17 protein-coding genes are annotated in these 18,461 nt (G+C 47.3%); 13 read left to right on the top strand and 4 right to left on the bottom strand.

Translation table 11 applies throughout. The features are described 5' to 3' along the window. Positions 1-107: 107 nt before the first annotated feature. From ABC765_RS09290 to ABC765_RS09265, 6 genes are all read left to right on the top strand, one after another. The gene (locus ABC765_RS09290) at positions 108-1,112 is read left to right on the top strand and encodes an NAD(P)-dependent oxidoreductase (RefSeq protein WP_347980327.1); all 1,005 of its coding nucleotides are present in this window, start codon (positions 108-110) and stop codon (positions 1,110-1,112) included. A 472-nt stretch (positions 1,113-1,584) separates the two neighbouring features. After that, positions 1,585-2,697, top strand: coding sequence for an ABC transporter ATP-binding protein (locus ABC765_RS09285; RefSeq protein ID WP_347980326.1), 1,113 nt, complete (start codon positions 1,585-1,587; stop codon positions 2,695-2,697). Beyond that, the gene (locus ABC765_RS09280; protein ID WP_347980325.1) at positions 2,660-3,601 is read left to right on the top strand and encodes a sugar ABC transporter permease; all 942 of its coding nucleotides are present in this window, start codon (positions 2,660-2,662) and stop codon (positions 3,599-3,601) included. Before ABC765_RS09285 ends, ABC765_RS09280 begins: the two co-directional genes overlap by 38 nt. After that, entirely contained in the window at positions 3,601-4,428 is an 828-nt protein-coding gene (locus ABC765_RS09275) for a carbohydrate ABC transporter permease (protein WP_347980324.1), read from the top strand. Before ABC765_RS09280 ends, ABC765_RS09275 begins: the two co-directional genes overlap by 1 nt. Next, positions 4,428-5,777: an ABC transporter substrate-binding protein gene (locus tag ABC765_RS09270; RefSeq protein WP_347963991.1), complete on the top strand. Its 1,350-nt coding sequence runs from the start codon at positions 4,428-4,430 to the stop codon at positions 5,775-5,777. The genes ABC765_RS09275 and ABC765_RS09270 overlap by 1 nt, the downstream gene beginning before the upstream one ends. A 113-nt stretch (positions 5,778-5,890) precedes the next feature. After that, entirely contained in the window at positions 5,891-6,046 is a 156-nt protein-coding gene (locus ABC765_RS09265; protein ID WP_347980323.1) for a hypothetical protein, read from the top strand. Positions 6,047-6,930: 884 nt separating this feature from the next. Here the strand turns inward: ABC765_RS09265 and ABC765_RS09260 are convergent. Beyond that, positions 6,931-7,740 (bottom strand): hypothetical protein, encoded by an 810-nt coding sequence (locus ABC765_RS09260; RefSeq protein ID WP_347980322.1) that lies wholly within the window; start codon positions 7,738-7,740, stop codon positions 6,931-6,933. 355 nt (positions 7,741-8,095) lie between these two features. Here ABC765_RS09260 and ABC765_RS09255 point away from each other — a divergent pair, with 355 nt between their 5' ends. Next, on the top strand, positions 8,096-8,530 hold the full coding sequence (locus tag ABC765_RS09255) for a hypothetical protein (RefSeq protein WP_347980321.1): 435 nt from the start codon (positions 8,096-8,098) through the stop codon (positions 8,528-8,530). Between the two features lie 314 nt (positions 8,531-8,844). On the opposite strand, the gene proC is transcribed toward ABC765_RS09255, so the two are convergent. After that, positions 8,845-9,618: a pyrroline-5-carboxylate reductase gene (proC, locus tag ABC765_RS09250; protein ID WP_347953713.1), complete on the bottom strand. Its 774-nt coding sequence runs from the start codon at positions 9,616-9,618 to the stop codon at positions 8,845-8,847. A gap of 46 nt (positions 9,619-9,664) precedes the next feature. Beyond that, positions 9,665-10,375, bottom strand: a complete 711-nt coding sequence (locus tag ABC765_RS09245; RefSeq protein ID WP_347980320.1) for a MucBP domain-containing protein — start codon at positions 10,373-10,375, stop codon at positions 9,665-9,667. A gap of 162 nt (positions 10,376-10,537) precedes the next feature. On the opposite strand from ABC765_RS09245, the gene ABC765_RS09240 reads away from it, so the two are divergent. After that, a complete protein-coding gene (locus tag ABC765_RS09240) occupies positions 10,538-11,140 on the top strand; it encodes an ECF transporter S component (RefSeq protein ID WP_347980319.1) in 603 nt (200 codons plus the stop codon). 66 nt (positions 11,141-11,206) lie between these two features. Here ABC765_RS09240 and ABC765_RS09235 read toward each other — a convergent pair whose 3' ends face one another. Further along, a complete protein-coding gene (locus ABC765_RS09235; protein ID WP_347980318.1) occupies positions 11,207-13,462 on the bottom strand; it encodes an AAA family ATPase in 2,256 nt (751 codons plus the stop codon). Positions 13,463-13,743: 281 nt separating this feature from the next. On the opposite strand from ABC765_RS09235, the gene ABC765_RS09230 reads away from it, so the two are divergent. From ABC765_RS09230 to ABC765_RS09210, 5 genes are all read left to right on the top strand, one after another. Next, entirely contained in the window at positions 13,744-13,932 is a 189-nt protein-coding gene (locus tag ABC765_RS09230; RefSeq protein WP_006500175.1) for a hypothetical protein, read from the top strand. A gap of 130 nt (positions 13,933-14,062) precedes the next feature. Next, positions 14,063-14,329 carry a phosphocarrier protein HPr gene (locus tag ABC765_RS09225; protein ID WP_033935213.1) on the top strand — a complete coding sequence of 89 codons (267 nt, stop codon included), beginning with the start codon at positions 14,063-14,065 and terminating at the stop codon, positions 14,327-14,329. A gap of 1 nt (position 14,330) precedes the next feature. Continuing rightward, a complete protein-coding gene (gene ptsP, locus ABC765_RS09220) occupies positions 14,331-16,064 on the top strand; it encodes a phosphoenolpyruvate--protein phosphotransferase (protein ID WP_347980317.1) in 1,734 nt (577 codons plus the stop codon). A gap of 161 nt (positions 16,065-16,225) precedes the next feature. Further along, positions 16,226-17,434 carry a glycosyltransferase family 4 protein gene (locus tag ABC765_RS09215; protein ID WP_347980316.1) on the top strand — a complete coding sequence of 403 codons (1,209 nt, stop codon included), beginning with the start codon at positions 16,226-16,228 and terminating at the stop codon, positions 17,432-17,434. 2 nt (positions 17,435-17,436) lie between these two features. Then, a complete protein-coding gene (locus ABC765_RS09210) occupies positions 17,437-18,459 on the top strand; it encodes a glycosyltransferase family 4 protein (RefSeq protein WP_347980315.1) in 1,023 nt (340 codons plus the stop codon). Positions 18,460-18,461: the final 2 nt, after the last annotated feature.

Raw genomic sequence — 18,461 nt, 5'->3', positions numbered from 1 at the left:
TTGGACTGGTTGGAGTAGAATGTGGATCAATCGCCAGGTGATGAACTGTTGATAAGATCAGCCGTTTCTGCTTCGGCGTCAACTTAACCAGCTATGGGGTGATCTAGATGAAAATATTGCATATTGGCAAGCAGGGCAATCTACAGCGGTTCGCGGCTGCTGACAGCTTTTTGAATTCGTTGGACCTGGTTGATCTAAAACCAGATCTGCCAGTTGAAGAATATCTTAGTCAAGCTGGGGACGCGGACTTTATCATTGTTGATGCTATCACGGCGATTCCAGGCGAATTGATTCGGCAAATGCCTAATCTGTTGGCAATCCATTCTGAAGGCGTTGCTTTTAATGCAATTGATCTAAAAGCTGCAGATGAATGCGGGGTCTACGTCTGCAATGCGCAAGGGATGAATGCAATGGCAGTAGCTGAACAGACGATTTTATTGATGGTTGGGATGCTGCGCAATGTTGTCGTAAATGATGCGGTAGTAAGAGCTGGTCATCAGATTGAAGCCAAAGGAGACTATATTCAAAATGCCAACCTGCTTGAACTGGCTGACTGCAGCGTGGGACTGATTGGCTTTGGTGACATTGCACGTCAGACTGCCCGCTTGTTAAAAGCCTACCAGGTTAAGAATATTTACTACTGCAAGCGTCATCGACTGGATCCAGAACAAGAGCAGCAATATGGCGTGCAGTATCGTGAATTGGATGACTTACTGGCGCAGAGTCGGATCGTGAGTCTGCATCTGCCAGTAACCAAAGCAACGCGGCACATGGCAGATCAGACCTTTTTTGCCCAAATGCAGCCAGGCAGCTATCTGGTCAATACGGCTCGTGGCGAACTGATTGATGATGCGGCACTGATTGAAGCACTCAAGTCTGGGCGTTTAGCGATGGCTGGTCTCGATACGCTGGATCATGAGCCGGTCTTAAAAGATCATCCGTTGTTGAATCAGCCGCAATCAATTGCCAGTCGCCTGCTGTTTAGTCCGCATATTGGCGGCATTACCGCAGCCAGTTTTTATCGCGGCTATGCCATGATTGATGAGGATCTGCGGTTGGTTGCTCAAGGTCAAAAGCCTAAGCGCGTCGTCAACCATCCCCAGAACCACTAATCAGATTAAGCCGCCATGACTAAGCGAGACTATAGCCTTCAACTCAAAACGCCACCCTGACTTTGAGCCAGCGTGGCGTTTTTTTAGAGCTTGCCTATCTGGAGGCACCTTATCAACCGCACGCAATCGTAGGGGCGATCGATCATAATCCAGCTCAAGGAACGGTTTTGATCGATGCAAAGAAATAATAAGCCCGATTAAAAATCGACCAGGCTGATGGCAAACTATCAGCGTTGGATAATCAAAAACCGGTAGCTATCGGCCAGCTTGTGCTGATGATTACCGGTTTTTTACGTTTTTAACAAAGATAGCGTTTACAACGATGGCAAATGGTTGGCAGCCAATTAAAAGACTTGGTTTACAAAAGCTTTACCCGTTAATTACAAAAACGTGAGGTCAGTCGTTACGTTGCTTGAATAAGATAAATCCCGTTGAAATGCAACGAAACTTTCAAGCACATGAGGTGAAATGAATGTCCATTGAACTGAAGAATCTTTCAAAGTCATATGATGGCAATACCTTGACGCTTAAAGACGTCTCGGTACGGATCGAAACGGGCGAATTCTTTGCCATTGTCGGTCCTTCTGGCTGTGGGAAGAGTACGCTTTTACGCATGATTGCCGGCTTGATCCCTGCCACTGATGGCAATGTCTTGATTGATGAACAAGACGTTACCAACCTGCCGCCCCAAGAACGCAACTTAACGATGGTGTTTCAAAACTATGCACTGTTCCCGTTCTTGACGGTCAAAGACAACGTTGCTTTTGGTCTGAAGGCGCGCAAGGTTGACCAGACTGAAATCGATCAGCGGGTTGCCAAGGCTTTAGAGATGGTTGACTTAGCCGAATTAGGCGATCGCAAGCCCAAGGAACTGTCTGGCGGTCAGCGGCAGCGGGTAGCCTTGGCAAGAGCAATTGCCAGTGATGCCAAGATCTGTCTGATGGATGAGCCGCTTTCCAACCTTGACGCCCAGCTGCGGACTAAAATGCGGGCTGAGATTCGCGAGCTGCAGCAGCATCTGGGCTTGACGGTCATTTATGTTACTCATGATCAAGTCGAGGCAATGACGATGGCGGATCGAATCATGGTGCTGCATGATCATGAGGTTCAGCAGATTGGCACGCCGCTGCAGATTTATCAAGACCCTCGCAACGCCTTTGTTGGTCAGTTCTTTGGCACGCCGCGGATGAACCTTTTGGAAACGACGCCCAACGAAGGTCAGCTGCAGACGGCCGCTCCGCTTTACTTTACCAAGCCAGCTGAGGTTGAGCCGCACAACTGCCTGATTGGGATTCGTCCCGCCAACTTGACGATTCTGACGGATGTATCAGATGCCAATGCCCGGATTGAAAACGTGGAATATCTGGGGACGCAGCTGATCATCGAAGCAGCGATGGATGATGGACAAGAGGTTCGCATCGTGCAGGATACTGAACAAGCGGATCTGTATGGAGTCAACCAGCGGATCAAGGTCGTACCAAACGGCAAGTTCTTTATTTTTGATCAAAAGGGTCAACGCATCGGTCAAGGCGAGGAGGAAATTGAAGATGGAACGATCACCGAAGCAAAATACGCTCTCAGCTAATGGCGCCAAGTCATATGCCAAGTCGTCATTTCGGACCAATCAAAAAGACGGCTGGTATGCAGTGCTGTTTTTGGGGCCTTCCTTGCTGCTGCTAACGGTTTTTGTCTTTTATCCCATGCTTAAGACGCTGTATCTGTCATTATTTATTACCGATAGTCTGGGACAGCCAAAAATCTTTGTGGGCTTAAAGAACTATGTATCGCTATTTACTTCCAGCGCCTATCTGGCCAGTGTGCGCGCCACGCTGATCTATGTGCTGTTTGTCTGTGCCTTGACAATCGTTTTGGGGCTGCTTTTGGCACAGACCGCGACGGCTAAACTGCGCGGCATTGGTTTCTTTAGAACGGCTTTTTCAGCAACGATGGGGGTTTCTGTTTCAGTTGCGGCCATCTTTTGGCTGTTTATCTTCAATCCATCAGTCGGCCTAATGAACAATATTGCCAAGGTTCTTCATTTACCGGTCATTAACTGGCTGGCTGATCCGACCTGGGCGATGGTTGCCGTGATCATTACCACAGTTTGGATGAATCTGGGCTTTACGTTTTTGGTACTGTTTGGGGCTTTGCAGAGCGTACCGCCAACCTTGTATGAAGCTGCTCAGATTGCCGGCGTCTCCAAGCGTTACCAATTCTTCCACATTACGCTGCCGATGATTTCGCCAACCTTGTTCTTCGTCTGCATCGTGACCTTGATTGAGGCATTCAAGAGCTTTGGCCTGATTGATCTGATGACGACTGGGGGACCAAACAACGCCACGAATCTGATGGTCTACCGCATTTATCAAGATGCCTTCTTAAACGGCAATTATTCATTAGCCAGCGCGGAATCGATTATTCTGGCGGTTATTATTGCAATCTTCACCCTGATTCAATTTAAGTTCTTGGAAAAGAGGGTCAACTACTGATGGATACCGTTCAAACATCCAATAAAAGCAAATGGGGACAATACCTGCTGCTGATCATTCTGGCAATTATCATTTTGGTGCCATTTGTCATCGGCTTTTGGACCAGTCTTTTGCCAACCGCGGAAATCTCGCAAGGCAAGCTGTTCAGTACCAACATCTCGCTGCGCAATTATGTTTCAGCGATTACCACGACGCCAATTCTGCGCTATCTTTGGAACAGTTTGGTGATCGCGACTTTAACGACGCTGTTTCAACTGATTTTCTGTTCAATGAGTGCCTATGCGTTTACTTTTCTGCATTTTAAAGGACGCGATGCCTTATTCTATGTTTTCCTGGCAACCATGATGCTGCCGTTTGAAGCTGAAGTGATTCCCAACTTTGCCACGTTTAAGAGTCTGAACCTTTTGAACAGCTATTCGGTAATGATCATTCCGTTTATGACCTCAGCATTTGGGACCTTCATGCTGCGTCAGGCCTTTAAGCAGATTCCAGGTGAACTGAAGGAGGCTTGTGATATTGAAGGACTCTCGCATTTTCAGTTCTATGGCAAGTGTGTGCTGCCTTATGCCAAAATCAGCCTGCTGACCTTGGCTTCATATAGTTTCCTCTCAACTTGGAATCAATATCTCTGGCCAATGCTGACGACGTTTTCCGACAGCTTCCGCCCCGTTCAAGATGGTCTGCGGCAGCTGCAGTCGACCGAAACGTTCAACGATTGGGGAATGATTCAAGCCAGTGCCGCGATCGTGGTGATTCCAACCTTGATCGTACTGTTTATTGGACAAAAAGCCTTTAAGTCGGGAGCAAACGAGGGGGCCATCAAGTAATGAAGCAGCAAGCAGTCAAATTTTTCAGTCGCCTGTTGTTGGCATTCAGCTGCTTATTCCTGTTTGCCACGACTTTTGCCAGACCCGTTCATGCCGCGGAACGCACCAAAATCGTTTTTTGGCATGAGATGACGGGACCGGCCAAAGAGCAGCTGGTTAAGTTTTGTAATGAATTCAACAAGTCACAAGACAAATATACCGTGGTACCTGAATTTGAAGGGGACTACAATCAAGTCGTGCAAAAAGTCTTAAACACGCATGGGACCGATACTTCGCCGGCACTGTTCCAGTCAATGGATATTTCCACGGCACAGATGCACTACAGCAACTACACGACGCCGGTACAAAAGTTTATTGATGAGGATCACTATGATATGAGCAAGATCTCACCAATGGCACGCGCGTTTTACTCCAAAGACGGTAAGCAGATCTCAATGCCGTTCAACTCATCGCAGCCAGTGCTTTACTACAATGCCACGCTGCTTAAAAAGCTGGGGGTTGCCGCGCCGCCAAAGGATCCATCTTATTCTGACCTGACTAAGACGGCCGAGGCGATCTATCAAAAGTCGCATCACAAGGTTCACGGGATGAGCGTTGAGATCTACGGCTGGTTCTTTGAGCAGTTCCTGGCCAACGCCAACGTCTGCATCGCCAACAACAATGACGGTCACAGCGGCGTGCCGACTAAGGTTTCGTTTAACAATCCCGCCGCGGTCAAGACGATGCAGTGGCTGCAGAAAAACATCAAGAGTGGTGCCTTTATGAACTACGGGGCCGGTTCCAATGCCGAGACCAATGAGCAGGCCGCCTTCTTGTCAGGCAAGCTGGGGATGTTCTTGCAGTCATCAGGATCGATTACGCAATTGACGACCGGGACCAAGGACAAGATCGGTGTCTGCTACTACCCACACATGGATGGTCAAAAGGCGAATGGGGTTGCCATTGGCGGGGCTTCGCTGTGGATCTCAAATGACAAGTCAGCAACTGTTCAACGTGGCGCCTGGGAATTTATCAAGTATCTGATGACCGCTAAATCACAGGCACGCTGGCAGGCCGCAACTGGCTATCTGGCATTGAACAGTGATTCGCAAAAAGAACCGGTCTTAAAGAAACTCTACAAGAAGAATCCAGCGGCCAAGGTTGCCAGCGAACAGCTGCAGCGTACTAAGCCCAACAAGGCCAACTCAGGGATCTTCATGCAGAATCTGGTTCAGGCGCGTCTGCTTGAACAAACGGCAATGGAGCAGATTTACGGCGGCACGGACGTCAAAACTGCTTTAACCAATGCCCAAAAATCAATGAACAGTTATATTCAACAGTCCAATCAAGCAAATGGATTTAGCAAATAGCTGAAAAGCTTTGACTCTCATGTGAGGGCCAAAGCTTTTTTATTGAGCTGAGCAAGAACAATTGGCTCCGCAGTCAACTGATGGTCTGATGACTTGGAACGTGGTTGGCAATCGTGGGAATAGAAGTAATTATGGTAATCGTGGGAGCTTTAGTAATTGCTGCAATTGTAGGAACTGCAGGAATTGTGGGAATTGTGGGAATTGTGGGAATTGTGGGAATTGTGGGAATTGTGGGAATTGTGGGAATTGCGCAAACGGTTGCTCATTAAAGGGAGAAGTGAGCTTTATTGTAGTCTTGGTGTCCATTGTCGAGGTCTGAATATGGTATTAACGATGGAGAAATGGATCATGGAGGTATTGATTAAGGAGGTGTTGAAAATTTGTGCAAATGGTCGCTCACTGAAATGGGGCTTGAAAGGGATTGGCAGGTTCGCAGGCAGTTGCTTTCCTTGGGCTCGACCAGCAAAGGTTTGGCTGAAACATATTCGATGCAATCAGTGCAAAGCCGTTGATTGATTAAAGCAATGCAGTGAACTTGCAACAAAAAATTAGATGGAGCAATCATACGTAAAATGATGGCTGGTGATGCAGTATCGCAATTTAAGGAAGCGGATCTGCACAATTTGGTTCAGCTAGCGAATCAAAAAAGCAGCGATGATTATTAATCAGGCTGCTTTAGCGTTTTTATAGAAAATATTCAAAAAATAGTGTATAAACTCAGATGGTGGCAAGACCATTACCTACTTTTTTCAAAAAAGCGATGTATAGTAGGTAAAATCGAATGTATATTGATTTTTCGGCGTTTTCATTACCTACTATTTTCTATTTTCATTAATAAAGTAGGTAAAATTGGCTAGTGGTCTAGATTGATTAACGGAAAAATATACAAAATTACCTACTATTTCGAAAAAAATTATTAATAGTAGGTAAACTTTCGAAGATTAATTATGCACTTACCTACTATTCGAATGAAAATGACTGATAGTAGGTAAATCATTTTTGAAAGCGAGAAGATTATTGATGCTGCCGATGAACCAGGTGCCAGTTAATGTAAATTCCTCTTGCAAGTAAAGGAATTGTACTAGTTTCGATGGTAAATGAATCAACCTTTTTGATGCCGTACCAAAATTATTGCGCAACTAGAGAGTACTGGTCAGTCAATTATGTCATCGGCTTTGGTTAATGAATAGGGCTTGATTAATGGAATGAGAGCCTTGACATTTAGCGGCTGCGTGGATGATTCCATTGAAATAATAAGGCGATCTGCAAAACCGCTTTTAACGTAGTCGTTATAGCGAATGATCATTTTTTGGGAATAGTCTGGATTATCGATCATTCCAAAGTGCTCTAAGTACACTAGACGATTTTTACGAATATCATAAATGGTGAAGTCCGGGTAAATCGTCCCCAGTTCGTTTAAAGTGCAGGCCATTTCGTAGCGATAAGGAACGTTGTAATAGTAAAGCAGATCAGCGATGATTTTTTCTGATTTTGAGCGAACCGTCTCGCCATTAATGGTTTTAAAGGTTTTGATGCCTGGTACGAGCGGCTTTTGGTTAAATGTTTTGCGTTTCCATAAATCCAGTCGATGCGCAGTTGGCTCCTTGAATGGGATGAGCTTTTTTTGACATTCAGTTGGGAAAGCGTTCCAGATTTCATCAAAGGTATCATGGGGGTCTCTTTTCAAAAAGGCAGCGATGGCATTTTGGCGCTGGGTCAATAGTTTTAAGCATTTCTCATCATATTTCTTCTGCAGCAGTTGGGTGATTTCTTGGTGCTGCTTGGTTTTGCTTAGATATCGGCGACAAGTGCTACCGATAGAGCAGTAAAACTGAAGCGAGCTCTTGTTTGACTCGATGATCAGGTTACCTTGAAGCGAATCTGCAATCTGAGCCTGCAGTTTTTGGATGTTGTTTTGATTTTGACTGAACGCGTTAGTCATCAGTTGATGCAGTTTTTCCATTTGAATTCCTCCTCGGCAGTGTAATAAGAATTGCCCCGATGGCGTACATGAACATGCGGATAATAAACGAGACATAATTATGTGACAGAACAAATTACGCCTCTACTAAAGCTGTATGCCAAAACAAGCGGATTTCAATTTATTTTTGCTGACGAAATAGCAAAATGCGGTTGTCTACTGTAATAGGGCGGTTAAAGGATCTTGAAAAATCTTTCCAATTGATAGTCAGTAAACGCTCTAAGCAACGTTAATCACTTAGATCAGCAATCTTTTCAAAGTTTTTTGGCAGCTGGTCTTTATGGTCAGCCCTCGATGTTAAGATAAGCTTAAGAAGTAAAAAAGGAGCTGATCAATTATGCCATGGCTTAAGTTGAATGCTGGCTGCATCGTACTTGATGTAAATGTGGAAGACCGTGATGCCACTGCACGAATTCATCTCAAAATCAGGGGGAATGGCATTAATATCGATCAAAACAATCTGGCAGTGCCAAAAGAAGAAGTAGTTTTTTTGGCAAAAAGTCTGAAAAAATGCCTTACCCAGGATAATTATCATTGGCAGCATGGTGATTCAGTCAGTGGTCGTTATGGAATTTTTCTGGAAAGTGAAGAGGGCGACAAGTACAGTGAGTTCATTTATTATTTGGAAGCCCACTCAGCCAGCCGCATTGTGATTGACTTTAACGAGGAAAATATGCGCTGCTTGCTGGAATATCTCGAAATGGTATTAGGCAAGATTGACCTTGACGATGATTTTGCCCAACAGATGTACGCCAGCGGCACTCTGTATTAATGTTTTTATGTTATCCAAGCCACCGAGTTTTTCGTATATAGTGTGCTCAATGTTGGTATTTTCATTGTTATTTACAATACTGCTACAGCCAAGTTCGTATATAGTGTGCTCTGATCGTTGACTAGGCAAAGCAGAGCTGGTATTGATCAGCACTGCGATTGGGATTTGCCAAGTTAAAAATTGAATTACGATGCCAAATCAAAAACCCCGGCCAGCGTCAAGCTGAACGGGGTTTATCAGTTAATTCGAATGGTGTCTGAAAAGTCAATCAATTTAAATGACGCCGGTCGGGAAAAACTCGCCAGTTAATCTTGTTAGTCTTCGTCGCTGGCCTTGTCGACGGCATCAATCACGCCATAACGGAAGCCGTGCTTTTCCAGGGCAGCCAGTCCCCGAATCGTCGTACCGGCAGGAGAGGCGACCTGATCACGCAGAGCTGCTGGTGATTGCCGCGTTTCATAAGCGAGGGCGCCTGAACCCTTAACCATGCTGGCGATCAAACGGTAGGCAGTCTGGCGATTCAATCCGTGCTTTACGGCCGCATCGCTCATGGCATCCATAAAGACATCCACGAATGCCGGACCACAGCCGCCAATCACGCCCACGATGTCCAACTGTTCTTCAGGCACCAGAACCACGTCGCCAAGGTCATTCAGCAGTTGAACGATGGTATCTTTGATGGTCTTGTCAAACGTTGGATTCAATGACAGGCCAATCGTACCGGCATTTACCGAAACTGGCGTATTTGGAATCATTGTTGCGACTGGATTGTTGACCAGTGCTTTTTGCAGATCGATGCGCTTAACGCCAGCGGCTGCAGAGATGACGATCGTATGTGGATCCAGGGCCTGCAGCTGTTCAGCCACGGTTACGGTCACAGGAGCCGGAGTCGTTAAGATAACGACATCGGGCTGCAGCTCAACCAAGCTTTGCGGATCAAAAACCAGCTTAAACTTATACTCATGGGCCAGCTTTTCAACGCGTGGATTTTTGGGGTTCAAGGCAATCAAGTCGTACTTGGTCAGGTTGTTCAATCCCTGCATAATGGCGCCGCCCATGCTGCCAACGCCGACAATAGCAACTTTCATAATCAATACTTCCTTTCGTTTAATGCTGTTTTAATTATAACAAAACCTATTGAATCAGATTGACGTAAGAGCCGTTGATAAAGCCGAGATCTTTTGCTTGATACCAAACGACGCCATTATTGTCATTGAGCTTGCCGATAATGTCTAAGCGTTCGCCATCAATCACCTTGCCAACGCTTTGCCCATACGGCTGATCGTAGACGTCCAGTTTCTTTCCCTGTACATAGTCAACGACGGCTTTGAGATGATTCAGCGGCAAGATTGCCAGCTGAGTGCCAGGTTTTGGTGCCAAGGAGTCATCGTTAGGCAGCTCCTTGAAGTCCTTCATGGTATTGCTGTCGTATTTCAGCCAGCGATCCGCGTTCACCTCGTACCAGAACTCGCCTTTTTGGGTGGCAATGCGCTGGAACGTCTTGACGAAAATTCCGCCAGGCAGCGGCGTATCGACTGGCATGCCATCAACGTCGTCAAACAGCTGCGTTGGCGTCGATAATTTTAGATACATAGCCACGTTTTGAACCTCGCCCCATGAATTGCGGCGATAGTACAGGTGAACGCTGTGTGGCTGCATATCAAAGCTGCCGTTCAATTGACCATCGGCTTTAATGAATCGGTAGTTGGGAAACTTTAACTCGACAATATGAAAAGGCGTACCAACAAAGCCCCGCAGCAGCTGCGGAACGCGCAGATTGGCACCAGTATCGATATCGGTATAGTAGACCCAGATTGGGTTTCCGGTTTTAAATGAATCAGCCATAAAAATCGCTCCATAACTCTAAACGCTTGTTAATCACATTATAACGCTTTCGAACGCTAAAAGGTCTTGAATTATCGAGCAAAATTACCAATTCGCGTCTAAAATTCAAACCATGTTATAATTGACTGGATATTTTGGCATAGTGCGAGAAAGGGGATATCAATGACAAATGCTTCGGTGAGAACAAAACGCTTAACGGCTCAGACGCTGCTGCTGGCGATTTTGATACTGCAGGATTTTATTCCAGCGTTAGGAAACATTCCAATTGGTCCATTGTCGCTGACGACGCTGCAGATTACGGTAATGATTGGCGCGGTAGTCATGGGACCAAACACGGGGATGCTTTTGGGCGGAACATGGGGCGTGATTACCTGGCTTAGGGCCTTCTTTTATCCCAGCAGTCCACTGGCGCCGCTGATCTTTACCAATCCGCTGATTGCAATCGTGCCACGGCTGCTGGTCGGTTTGGTGGCTGGCTATCTGTTCTTGTGGCTGCGCAAGGTGATGAAACAGCGATGGGCATTGACAATCGTGGGGGCGGCCGGTGCCATGACCAATACGCTGCTGGTTTTGGGCGGCATCTATCTGTTCGCGCATACGCCAGCAGTTGCTAAGGGCTACCATACCGATGTTGCTCATTTGGGGACGGTCTTGGGGACGGTTTTGGCAACGAATGGCCTGGCAGAAATGGTTATGTCAATGATTCTGGTACCGGCAATCGCCATTCCGCTGCTGCGCTATACGCATTTTAATGATCAAAAATAGACAAAAAGGCGCGACTGCCAGGCTCATAAGCTTGACAGTGCGCCTTTTATATTCAGACTAATTGAGTTACTCAGCGTCGGAATCGTCTTTGGCTGTATCGGTTACGCTGGGAGTCTGCGTGTTGGTTGGAACTGGCGTATCAGCGGCTACGACTTCGATCTTGCCGTCGCCATCGAGCTTGGCAGCCAGCTTGTTGACTTGATCGTGATCCAAAACGTAATCAGCGATGCGGTCTTCAATCTGTTCTTCAATGACCCGGCGTAATGGCCGTGCCCCCATCTTAGGATCATAGCCCAGATCAACCAGTTTTTCTTTAACGTCGGTTGGAACTTCGATGTGCAGGTTCTTGTCAGCCAGCATGGCATTGACGTCATCGAGCATCAGTGAAACGATCTTCATCAAATCAGGCTTGGTCAATGGGTTGAACTGAACGATGGCATCGAAACGGTTCAAGAATTCAGGCTTGAAGTAGTCGGTCAGCTTGTCGATAATCGAGTGCGTTGAGCCGCTTGCTTCTGGGCCAAAACCGATCGAGGCCTCGGAGTCGCCAGTGCCGGCATTGGAAGTCATGATGATGATGGTGTCCTTAAATGAAACCGTGCGTCCCTGCGAATCAGTCAAGCGACCATCGTCCAGAATCTGCAGGAACATGTGCATTACGTCAGGGTGTGCCTTTTCAACCTCATCCAGCAGAATCAGGCTGTAAGGGTGACGCCGAACCTGTTCCGTCAGCTGGCCAGCCTCCTCATAGCCGACATAGCCTGGTGCGGCCCCGATCAACTTGGAAGTCGAGGTCTTATCCATGTATTCGGACATATCGAATCGAATCATGGCGTCTTTGGAACCAAACAGCAGTTTAGCCAGCTGCTTGGCCATTTCCGTCTTACCAACCCCCGTCGGCCCAACGAACAGGAAACTGCCGATTGGACGGCCAGACTTGTTAAGACCGATTCGATTGCGCCGAATTGCCCGAGCAACCTTGTCAACGGCCTCGTTTTGACCAATGACGTGCTTTTCGAGCTGCTTGTCGAGATCCCGCAGCTTGTTTTCTTCTTGCTTTTGCAAGTCGCCAACCGGGATGTGCGTCTTTTCTTCGACGATCTTTTCCATATCTTGAACGGTTACCGTTGCGGCTTGGTCAGTATGGTTTTCTTCGGCATCCTGCTTTGCCTTGGTCAGCTTGGAAACTTGATCGCGGTAGTAGGCGGCCTTTTCATAGTCTTGGCTTTCAACGGCCTGCTGCTTGTGAGCCTCAGCCGTGTGAATCTGATTTTCGATCGTTGCCGGATCAGCAGTCTTCAAGGTCAGGTTCTTGCGGGATCCCGCTTCGTCCAGCAGGTCAATCGCCTTGTCGGGCAGGAACCGATCCTGAATGTAGCGATCAGACAGTTTAGCCGCGGCTTGGATGGCATCATCGGTGTACTTGACGTGGTGGAAGTCTTCATAGCGACCTTTGATACCGTTTAAAATCTTGATCGTTTCTTCAACGGAAGGCTCATTGACCTCAACTGGCTGGAACCGCCGAGCCAACGCCGCGTCTTTTTCAATCTTGCGGTATTCGTTCATGGTCGTAGCGCCGATCAGCTGCAGATCGCCACGGGCCAGGGCTGGCTTTAAGATGTTGCCCGCGTCCATGCCGCCTTCAGCATTGCCGGCGCCCATGATTTCGTGAATCTCATCAATAAACAGGATGATGTTCTTATTCTTTTGAACTTCCTTCATTAACTGCTGCATCCGCTGTTCGAACTGACCACGAATGCCAGTCCCTTGAACCAGGGAAACAACGTCTAAGCGGATGATCTCTTTAGAAGCGATCTTTTCCGGAACCTGGCCAGAAACGATTGCCTGGGCAAGACCTTCAACGACCGCGGTTTTACCGACCCCGGCCTCACCAATCAAAACTGGGTTGTTCTTAGTCCGCCGGTTGAGGATCTCAATTACGCGCGCGATCTCATCATCACGACCAATTACGGGATCAATCTTGCCTTGGCGGGCCAGGTCGGTCATGTTGACGCCGTATTGCCCCAACAGACCTTTGTTACGCTTGCCGCCGCCATTGCTGCTGGATTGAGCATTAAAGTTGGCGCTGCCTTGGTTGTTGGCATCTTGGCCCTGCATGTTGTTCATGGCATTCATAAAATCTTCGAGACTGCCGAAGCCAAAGTTGTTGTTCATTCCATTACCCCCATTCATCAGGTTCATTTGTGCCTGCTGCATGTTTTGGTAGCAGTTTTGGCACAGGTCAATCTGCATGCGTTGACCGTTAAAATTCATTTGTAGGTGAATCGTTGCGGGATTTTGATGGCATACTTGACAAAGCATTTATTTTTACCCCCTCAGAAGTCAAAAATATATTTGACCTTTTTTGACCATAATGCAATTATACTTACTTTTAGTAATATATCAAGCAGTTTATTCGATAAAAGTCAAATTAATCAATGCTTGATACAATGCGCTTTATCAACAAAGGTCAAAAAGCAGATAAACTTTCTACCTTTGATTTTAGCACTGGTTGAATTAGAATGCTAAAAACCCCGCCATTTAAAAAAATCCGTTATAATATAAATAGGTGAAGAGCAATCAAGAAAAGAGGTGGGGAATTCGTGGCTGCCAAAGATTACCGTCAACTGCTTGAAGATCTGCGCGCCGGTAAGATTGAGGAATTTGTCGTGACGCCCGCAGAATTTATGGACTTCCAACCGATTTATCATGATTATGAGTATCGGACCCAGATTGAAGGGAAAGCCGAACGGGGCGGAGAATTGCACTATCATTTGATAAAACGAGATTAAATCCGCATTTTGGCGTCATTTGCCAAGAAATCGTCTTGTATTTACCGCTTACAATTGCTACAATGGTGATATTGAAAGCGTTGGTTGCCAATTGCCAATGCCCAACAAAGCCTTAAGGAGAATGATTACAATGGAAAAACGCGATTTTACGATTACTGCTGAAACTGGTATCCACGCTCGTCCAGCTACGATTCTGGTACAAACTGCATCCAAGTACACTTCTGACGTATCTCTGTCATACAACGGCAAGAGCGTTAACCTGAAGTCCATCATGGGTGTTATGAGCCTGGGTGTTGGTCAAAACGCTAACGTTACGATTACTGCAGAAGGCGATGACGAAAAGGAAGCTATCGAAGCCATCGCTGAAACGATGAAGAAAGAAGGCTTGGCGGACTAATATGTCAAGACAGCTCAATGGCATCGCGGCTGGCGGTGGGATTGCCATCGCGCCGGCCTATTTGCTGGGAGTTCCTGACCTATCCGTTAAGCAGCAACATACCGATAATGTGAATCATGAAGTCGCTCGGCTTCATGATTCTTTTGCTATTACGGCCAATGAGCTGCGGGAGATTTGTCAGCGTGCCCATGCCCAACTCAACAAACAGGCGGCGGTGGTCGTCGATATGCAGCTGCAGCTGGTGCTGGCTGATGATTTTCAGCAGACCATTGAGCACCAGATCGTTGCCAATAAATATACGGCGGGCTATGCGGTCAAAAAAGAAACCGATCGCTGGCTGGCCGAAAATGCATCTTCTGAACAGGGACTGCATCAAAGAAGAATCGCCATGCAGGACCTTTTTAAGCGTTTAATGAGTCATATCTTGGGAATTGAGCTGCCGGATCCAAGCCGGCTCAAGCACCAGGCAATTATCGTCGCCCACAGCCTGACGCCAACCGATATAGCCCGCTTTGACCGGCGCTATGTCGTGGGCATCGTCTCTGATCTGGGCGGCAGTACCTCGCATTTTTCCATCATGACCAAAGAAAAGGCAATTCCCGGCGTGGTTGGTACCAAAACGGCCACCCGTGAGATTTTGGATGGCACCTCGCTGATCGTTGACGGCATTCATGGTCGCGTTTTGCTGAGTCCTACGCCGGCTGAGATCGATGAATACGAGAAAAAAGCCGGCGACTATGCGCGGGAAATGGAATCGCTCGGTGTTTTGAAGCATCAGCGAACCGTCAGTGCCGATGGTCGCCATTTCGAGATCGGTGCCAACCTGTTCCTGCCTAATGAGATTGAAAGTGCCAAAAACAGTGGCGCAGAAGGAATTGGCCTGATGCGCAGCGAGGCTTTGTTTATGGGTCGCGATACTCTGCCAAGCGAAGAAGAGCAGTTTTTAGCCTATAAAAAAATCGTGGCCGATATGACGCCAGAACGCGTGATTATCCGCACGCTGGATATTGGCGGCGACAAACCAATCGCAGCCATCCAGACACCGACAGAAGACAACCCATTTTTGGGGATGCGCTCATTGCGTTTTTCATTGGCGCACCCAGAGATTATGCGTCCGCAGATGCGAGCCCTGCTTAGAGCATCGGTTTATGGCCGCTTGGCAGTCATGTTTCCGATGGTCAGCACGCTGGATGAGTTTTTGGCAGCGCGCAAGGTACTAGAAGAAGAACGTCAAAAGCTGCAGGCCAAAGGAATCGGCTGCGCGAATCAGATTGAGGTCGGTATGATGGTTGAGGTTCCGGCCGCCGTAGAAATGGCTGATCAACTGGCGCAGTATGCCGACTTTTTCAGTATTGGCTCCAATGATCTGACACAGTATATGTTCGCGGCCGATCGCGGCAACAGCCAAGTCGCACATCTTTACCAAACGCTGCACCCAGCCGTCTTAAGAGCCATTAAGCATACGGTTGACGCGGCGCATGCGGAAGGCAAATGGGTCGGCATCTGTGGTGAGATGGCCAATAACTCGCTGGCCACGCCGCTTCTTTTAGGAATGGGCATCGATGAGTTTTCGATGAACAGTACCAGTATTTTGCCGATTCGCTCGCTGATTGGCGAACTGCACGTGCGGCAGCTGCAGCCATTGGTTCACCAGGCGATGAATGCTCGCAATGCCAAGGAGGTGCGACAGATGATCATTGGTCGCGTTCCGGTCTTAAAAAACTTCAATTTCTAAAATTTGATCAAGGTCGCTTCAAATGTCTTGAAGCGACTTTTTTGTAGGGTTAAAATCAGTTATCTGATGATGAAGAATCAGTTAAAATGGAAATTACTGAATCTGAATCGTAATTAGCCGTTCGCCGTTATTGGCGATTGAAAATTAAAGGGGATCGCATTGTGAATATTGGGTTGTTTACAGATACTTATTTTCCACAAGTCAGTGGCGTCGCGACGTCGATCAAGACTTTGCGTGATGAATTGACTGAACAGGGGCATCACGTTTACATCTTCACTACGACCGATCCAGCCGCCAAGCATGATGAGCCGGAAAATGGCATCTATCGCTTTCCCAGCGTTCCGTTTGTATCGTTTACCGATCGGCGCATTGCCGTGCGTGGCTGGGTAAGGGCTTTGAGACTGGCCCGTAAGCTGCAGCTGGATATCGTTCATAACCAGACCGAGTTTTCCTTGGGGATGATGGGCAAGATGGTGGCCAAGGAGATGAACATTCCGTGCCTGCATACGTACCATACAATGTATCAGGACTATCTGCACTATATTGCCAATGGTCATATCATCAAGCCGCATGATGTTGCCAGATTAGCGCATCTGTACCTAAAAAACATGACGGGGATCATTGCGCCTAGTGAACGAGTATTGGATACGCTGCAGGCATATGACGTGACCGCACCGATCAGAATTATTCCAACTGGGGTTAATCTGCGCGTGTATTCAAAACCAGACACGCCTGCACAAAAACATGAGCTGCGGCAAAAACTGGGTTATGAAGATAATGTGCCGGTATTGCTGTCGCTTAGTCGCCTGGCTTATGAAAAAAACATTCAAGCCCTGATTGAAGCGCTGCCGGATATTTTGCAGCATCGTCCTGACGCGCAGCTTTTGATCGTTGGCGATGGTCCAGCCAGAGAAACCTTGGAGCGGCAGGTTGTTAAGATGAGTCTTAGCGATCACGTTCAGTTTACCGGCGAGATTAAAAATGAGGACGTTCATCACTTTTATCAGATGGCCGATGTCTTTGTCTCAGCATCGGACTCAGAATCACAGGGTCTGACCTATGATGAGGCATTGGCATCCAACTTGCCGATTGTCGTGATGCGCAGTGAATATACCGACGAGCTGATTGATGATCCGGCCATTGGAATGAGTTTTCAAAAGCGCGGCGATCTGGTCAAGGGCGTTTTGTACTACCTCGACCATCCCGACACGCAGGAAACGATTGCCAAGCGTCAGCAAAAGCTTCATGATATTTCCTCAGAAGTCTTTGGTCAGCGCGTGATGGACTTTTATCTGGAATGTCAAGAGCGCCTGCAGGATGAGCAGGACGAAAAGAAACGACATCATCATCTTTTTGGTAAACGAGGTTGAGCATGTTAAAAATAACTATGTATTCTTCAGCGGATAAAGTAGCTGGTCAAGGGGTGGGCAGCGCTTATCTAGAGCTGATGCATCTGTTGAAAACGAATTTTAAAGGCGAGTTTGATATCGCGGTTAATCAGTACCGAACCAGTGATATCAGCCACTATCACACGATTGACCTGCCATTTTGGTTTTCCACTTTTTCAAAGAAACGCGGGCGCAAAATCGGCTACGTGCACTTTTTGCCAGAGACTTTAGAAGGCAGCCTCAAGATTCCGCAGCCTTTTCGCGGGATCTTTTATCGCTATGTGATTGCTTTTTATAAACGCATGGATCATTTGGTAGTGGTCAACCCATCGTTTATCGATAAGCTCGTTGCCTATGGAATTCCACGGAGCAAGATTACCTATATTCCTAACTTTGTCGATGATGCCAAGTTTCATCCCGTTGACGAGCTTGAAAAAAGAAGGCTGAAAACTAAATGGGGGATCGCTCAGCAACGGTTTGTCGTGGTAGGCAGTGGTCAGATTCAGGAGCGCAAGGGCGTTTTTGATTTCATTCAATTAGCCGAGCAGAATCCTGACGTTCAGTTTATCTGGGCGGGCGGTTTTTCATTTGGGCGGATTACGGATGGCTACACGGCCCTTAAAAAGATCGTTGACAATCCGCCGGCAAACCTTAAATTTCCCGGGATCGTCAGTCGGCAAGAGATTGCTGAGCTGGATAACATTGCCGATCTGTTTTTACTGCCGTCTTATAACGAGCTGTTTCCGATGTCGGTTTTAGAGGCTTTTAGCTGCGGGACACCGGTCATGCTGCGTGATCTGGATCTTTATCATTCAATTATTCAAGGATATTATGAGCCAGCCAAAGATGTTGATGAGATGCAGCAAAAGCTTGATTGGCTGCGGAAGACACCGGCTCGTCTGGCTGAGCTTAAAATGGCGGCGCATACCGCATCGCGTCAATATTCCAAGTCGCACCTTGCCAAAGTCTGGCATCAATTCTATCTGGAGCAGGCAAAGGAGGGCTAGGC

This window comes from Limosilactobacillus sp. WILCCON 0051 (assembly GCF_039955095.1).
GTDB lineage: Bacteria > Bacillota > Bacilli > Lactobacillales > Lactobacillaceae > Limosilactobacillus > Limosilactobacillus allomucosae.
Note: the sequence above shows the minus strand (reverse complement) of the source record. Positions and strands in the feature narration are given on the sequence as shown.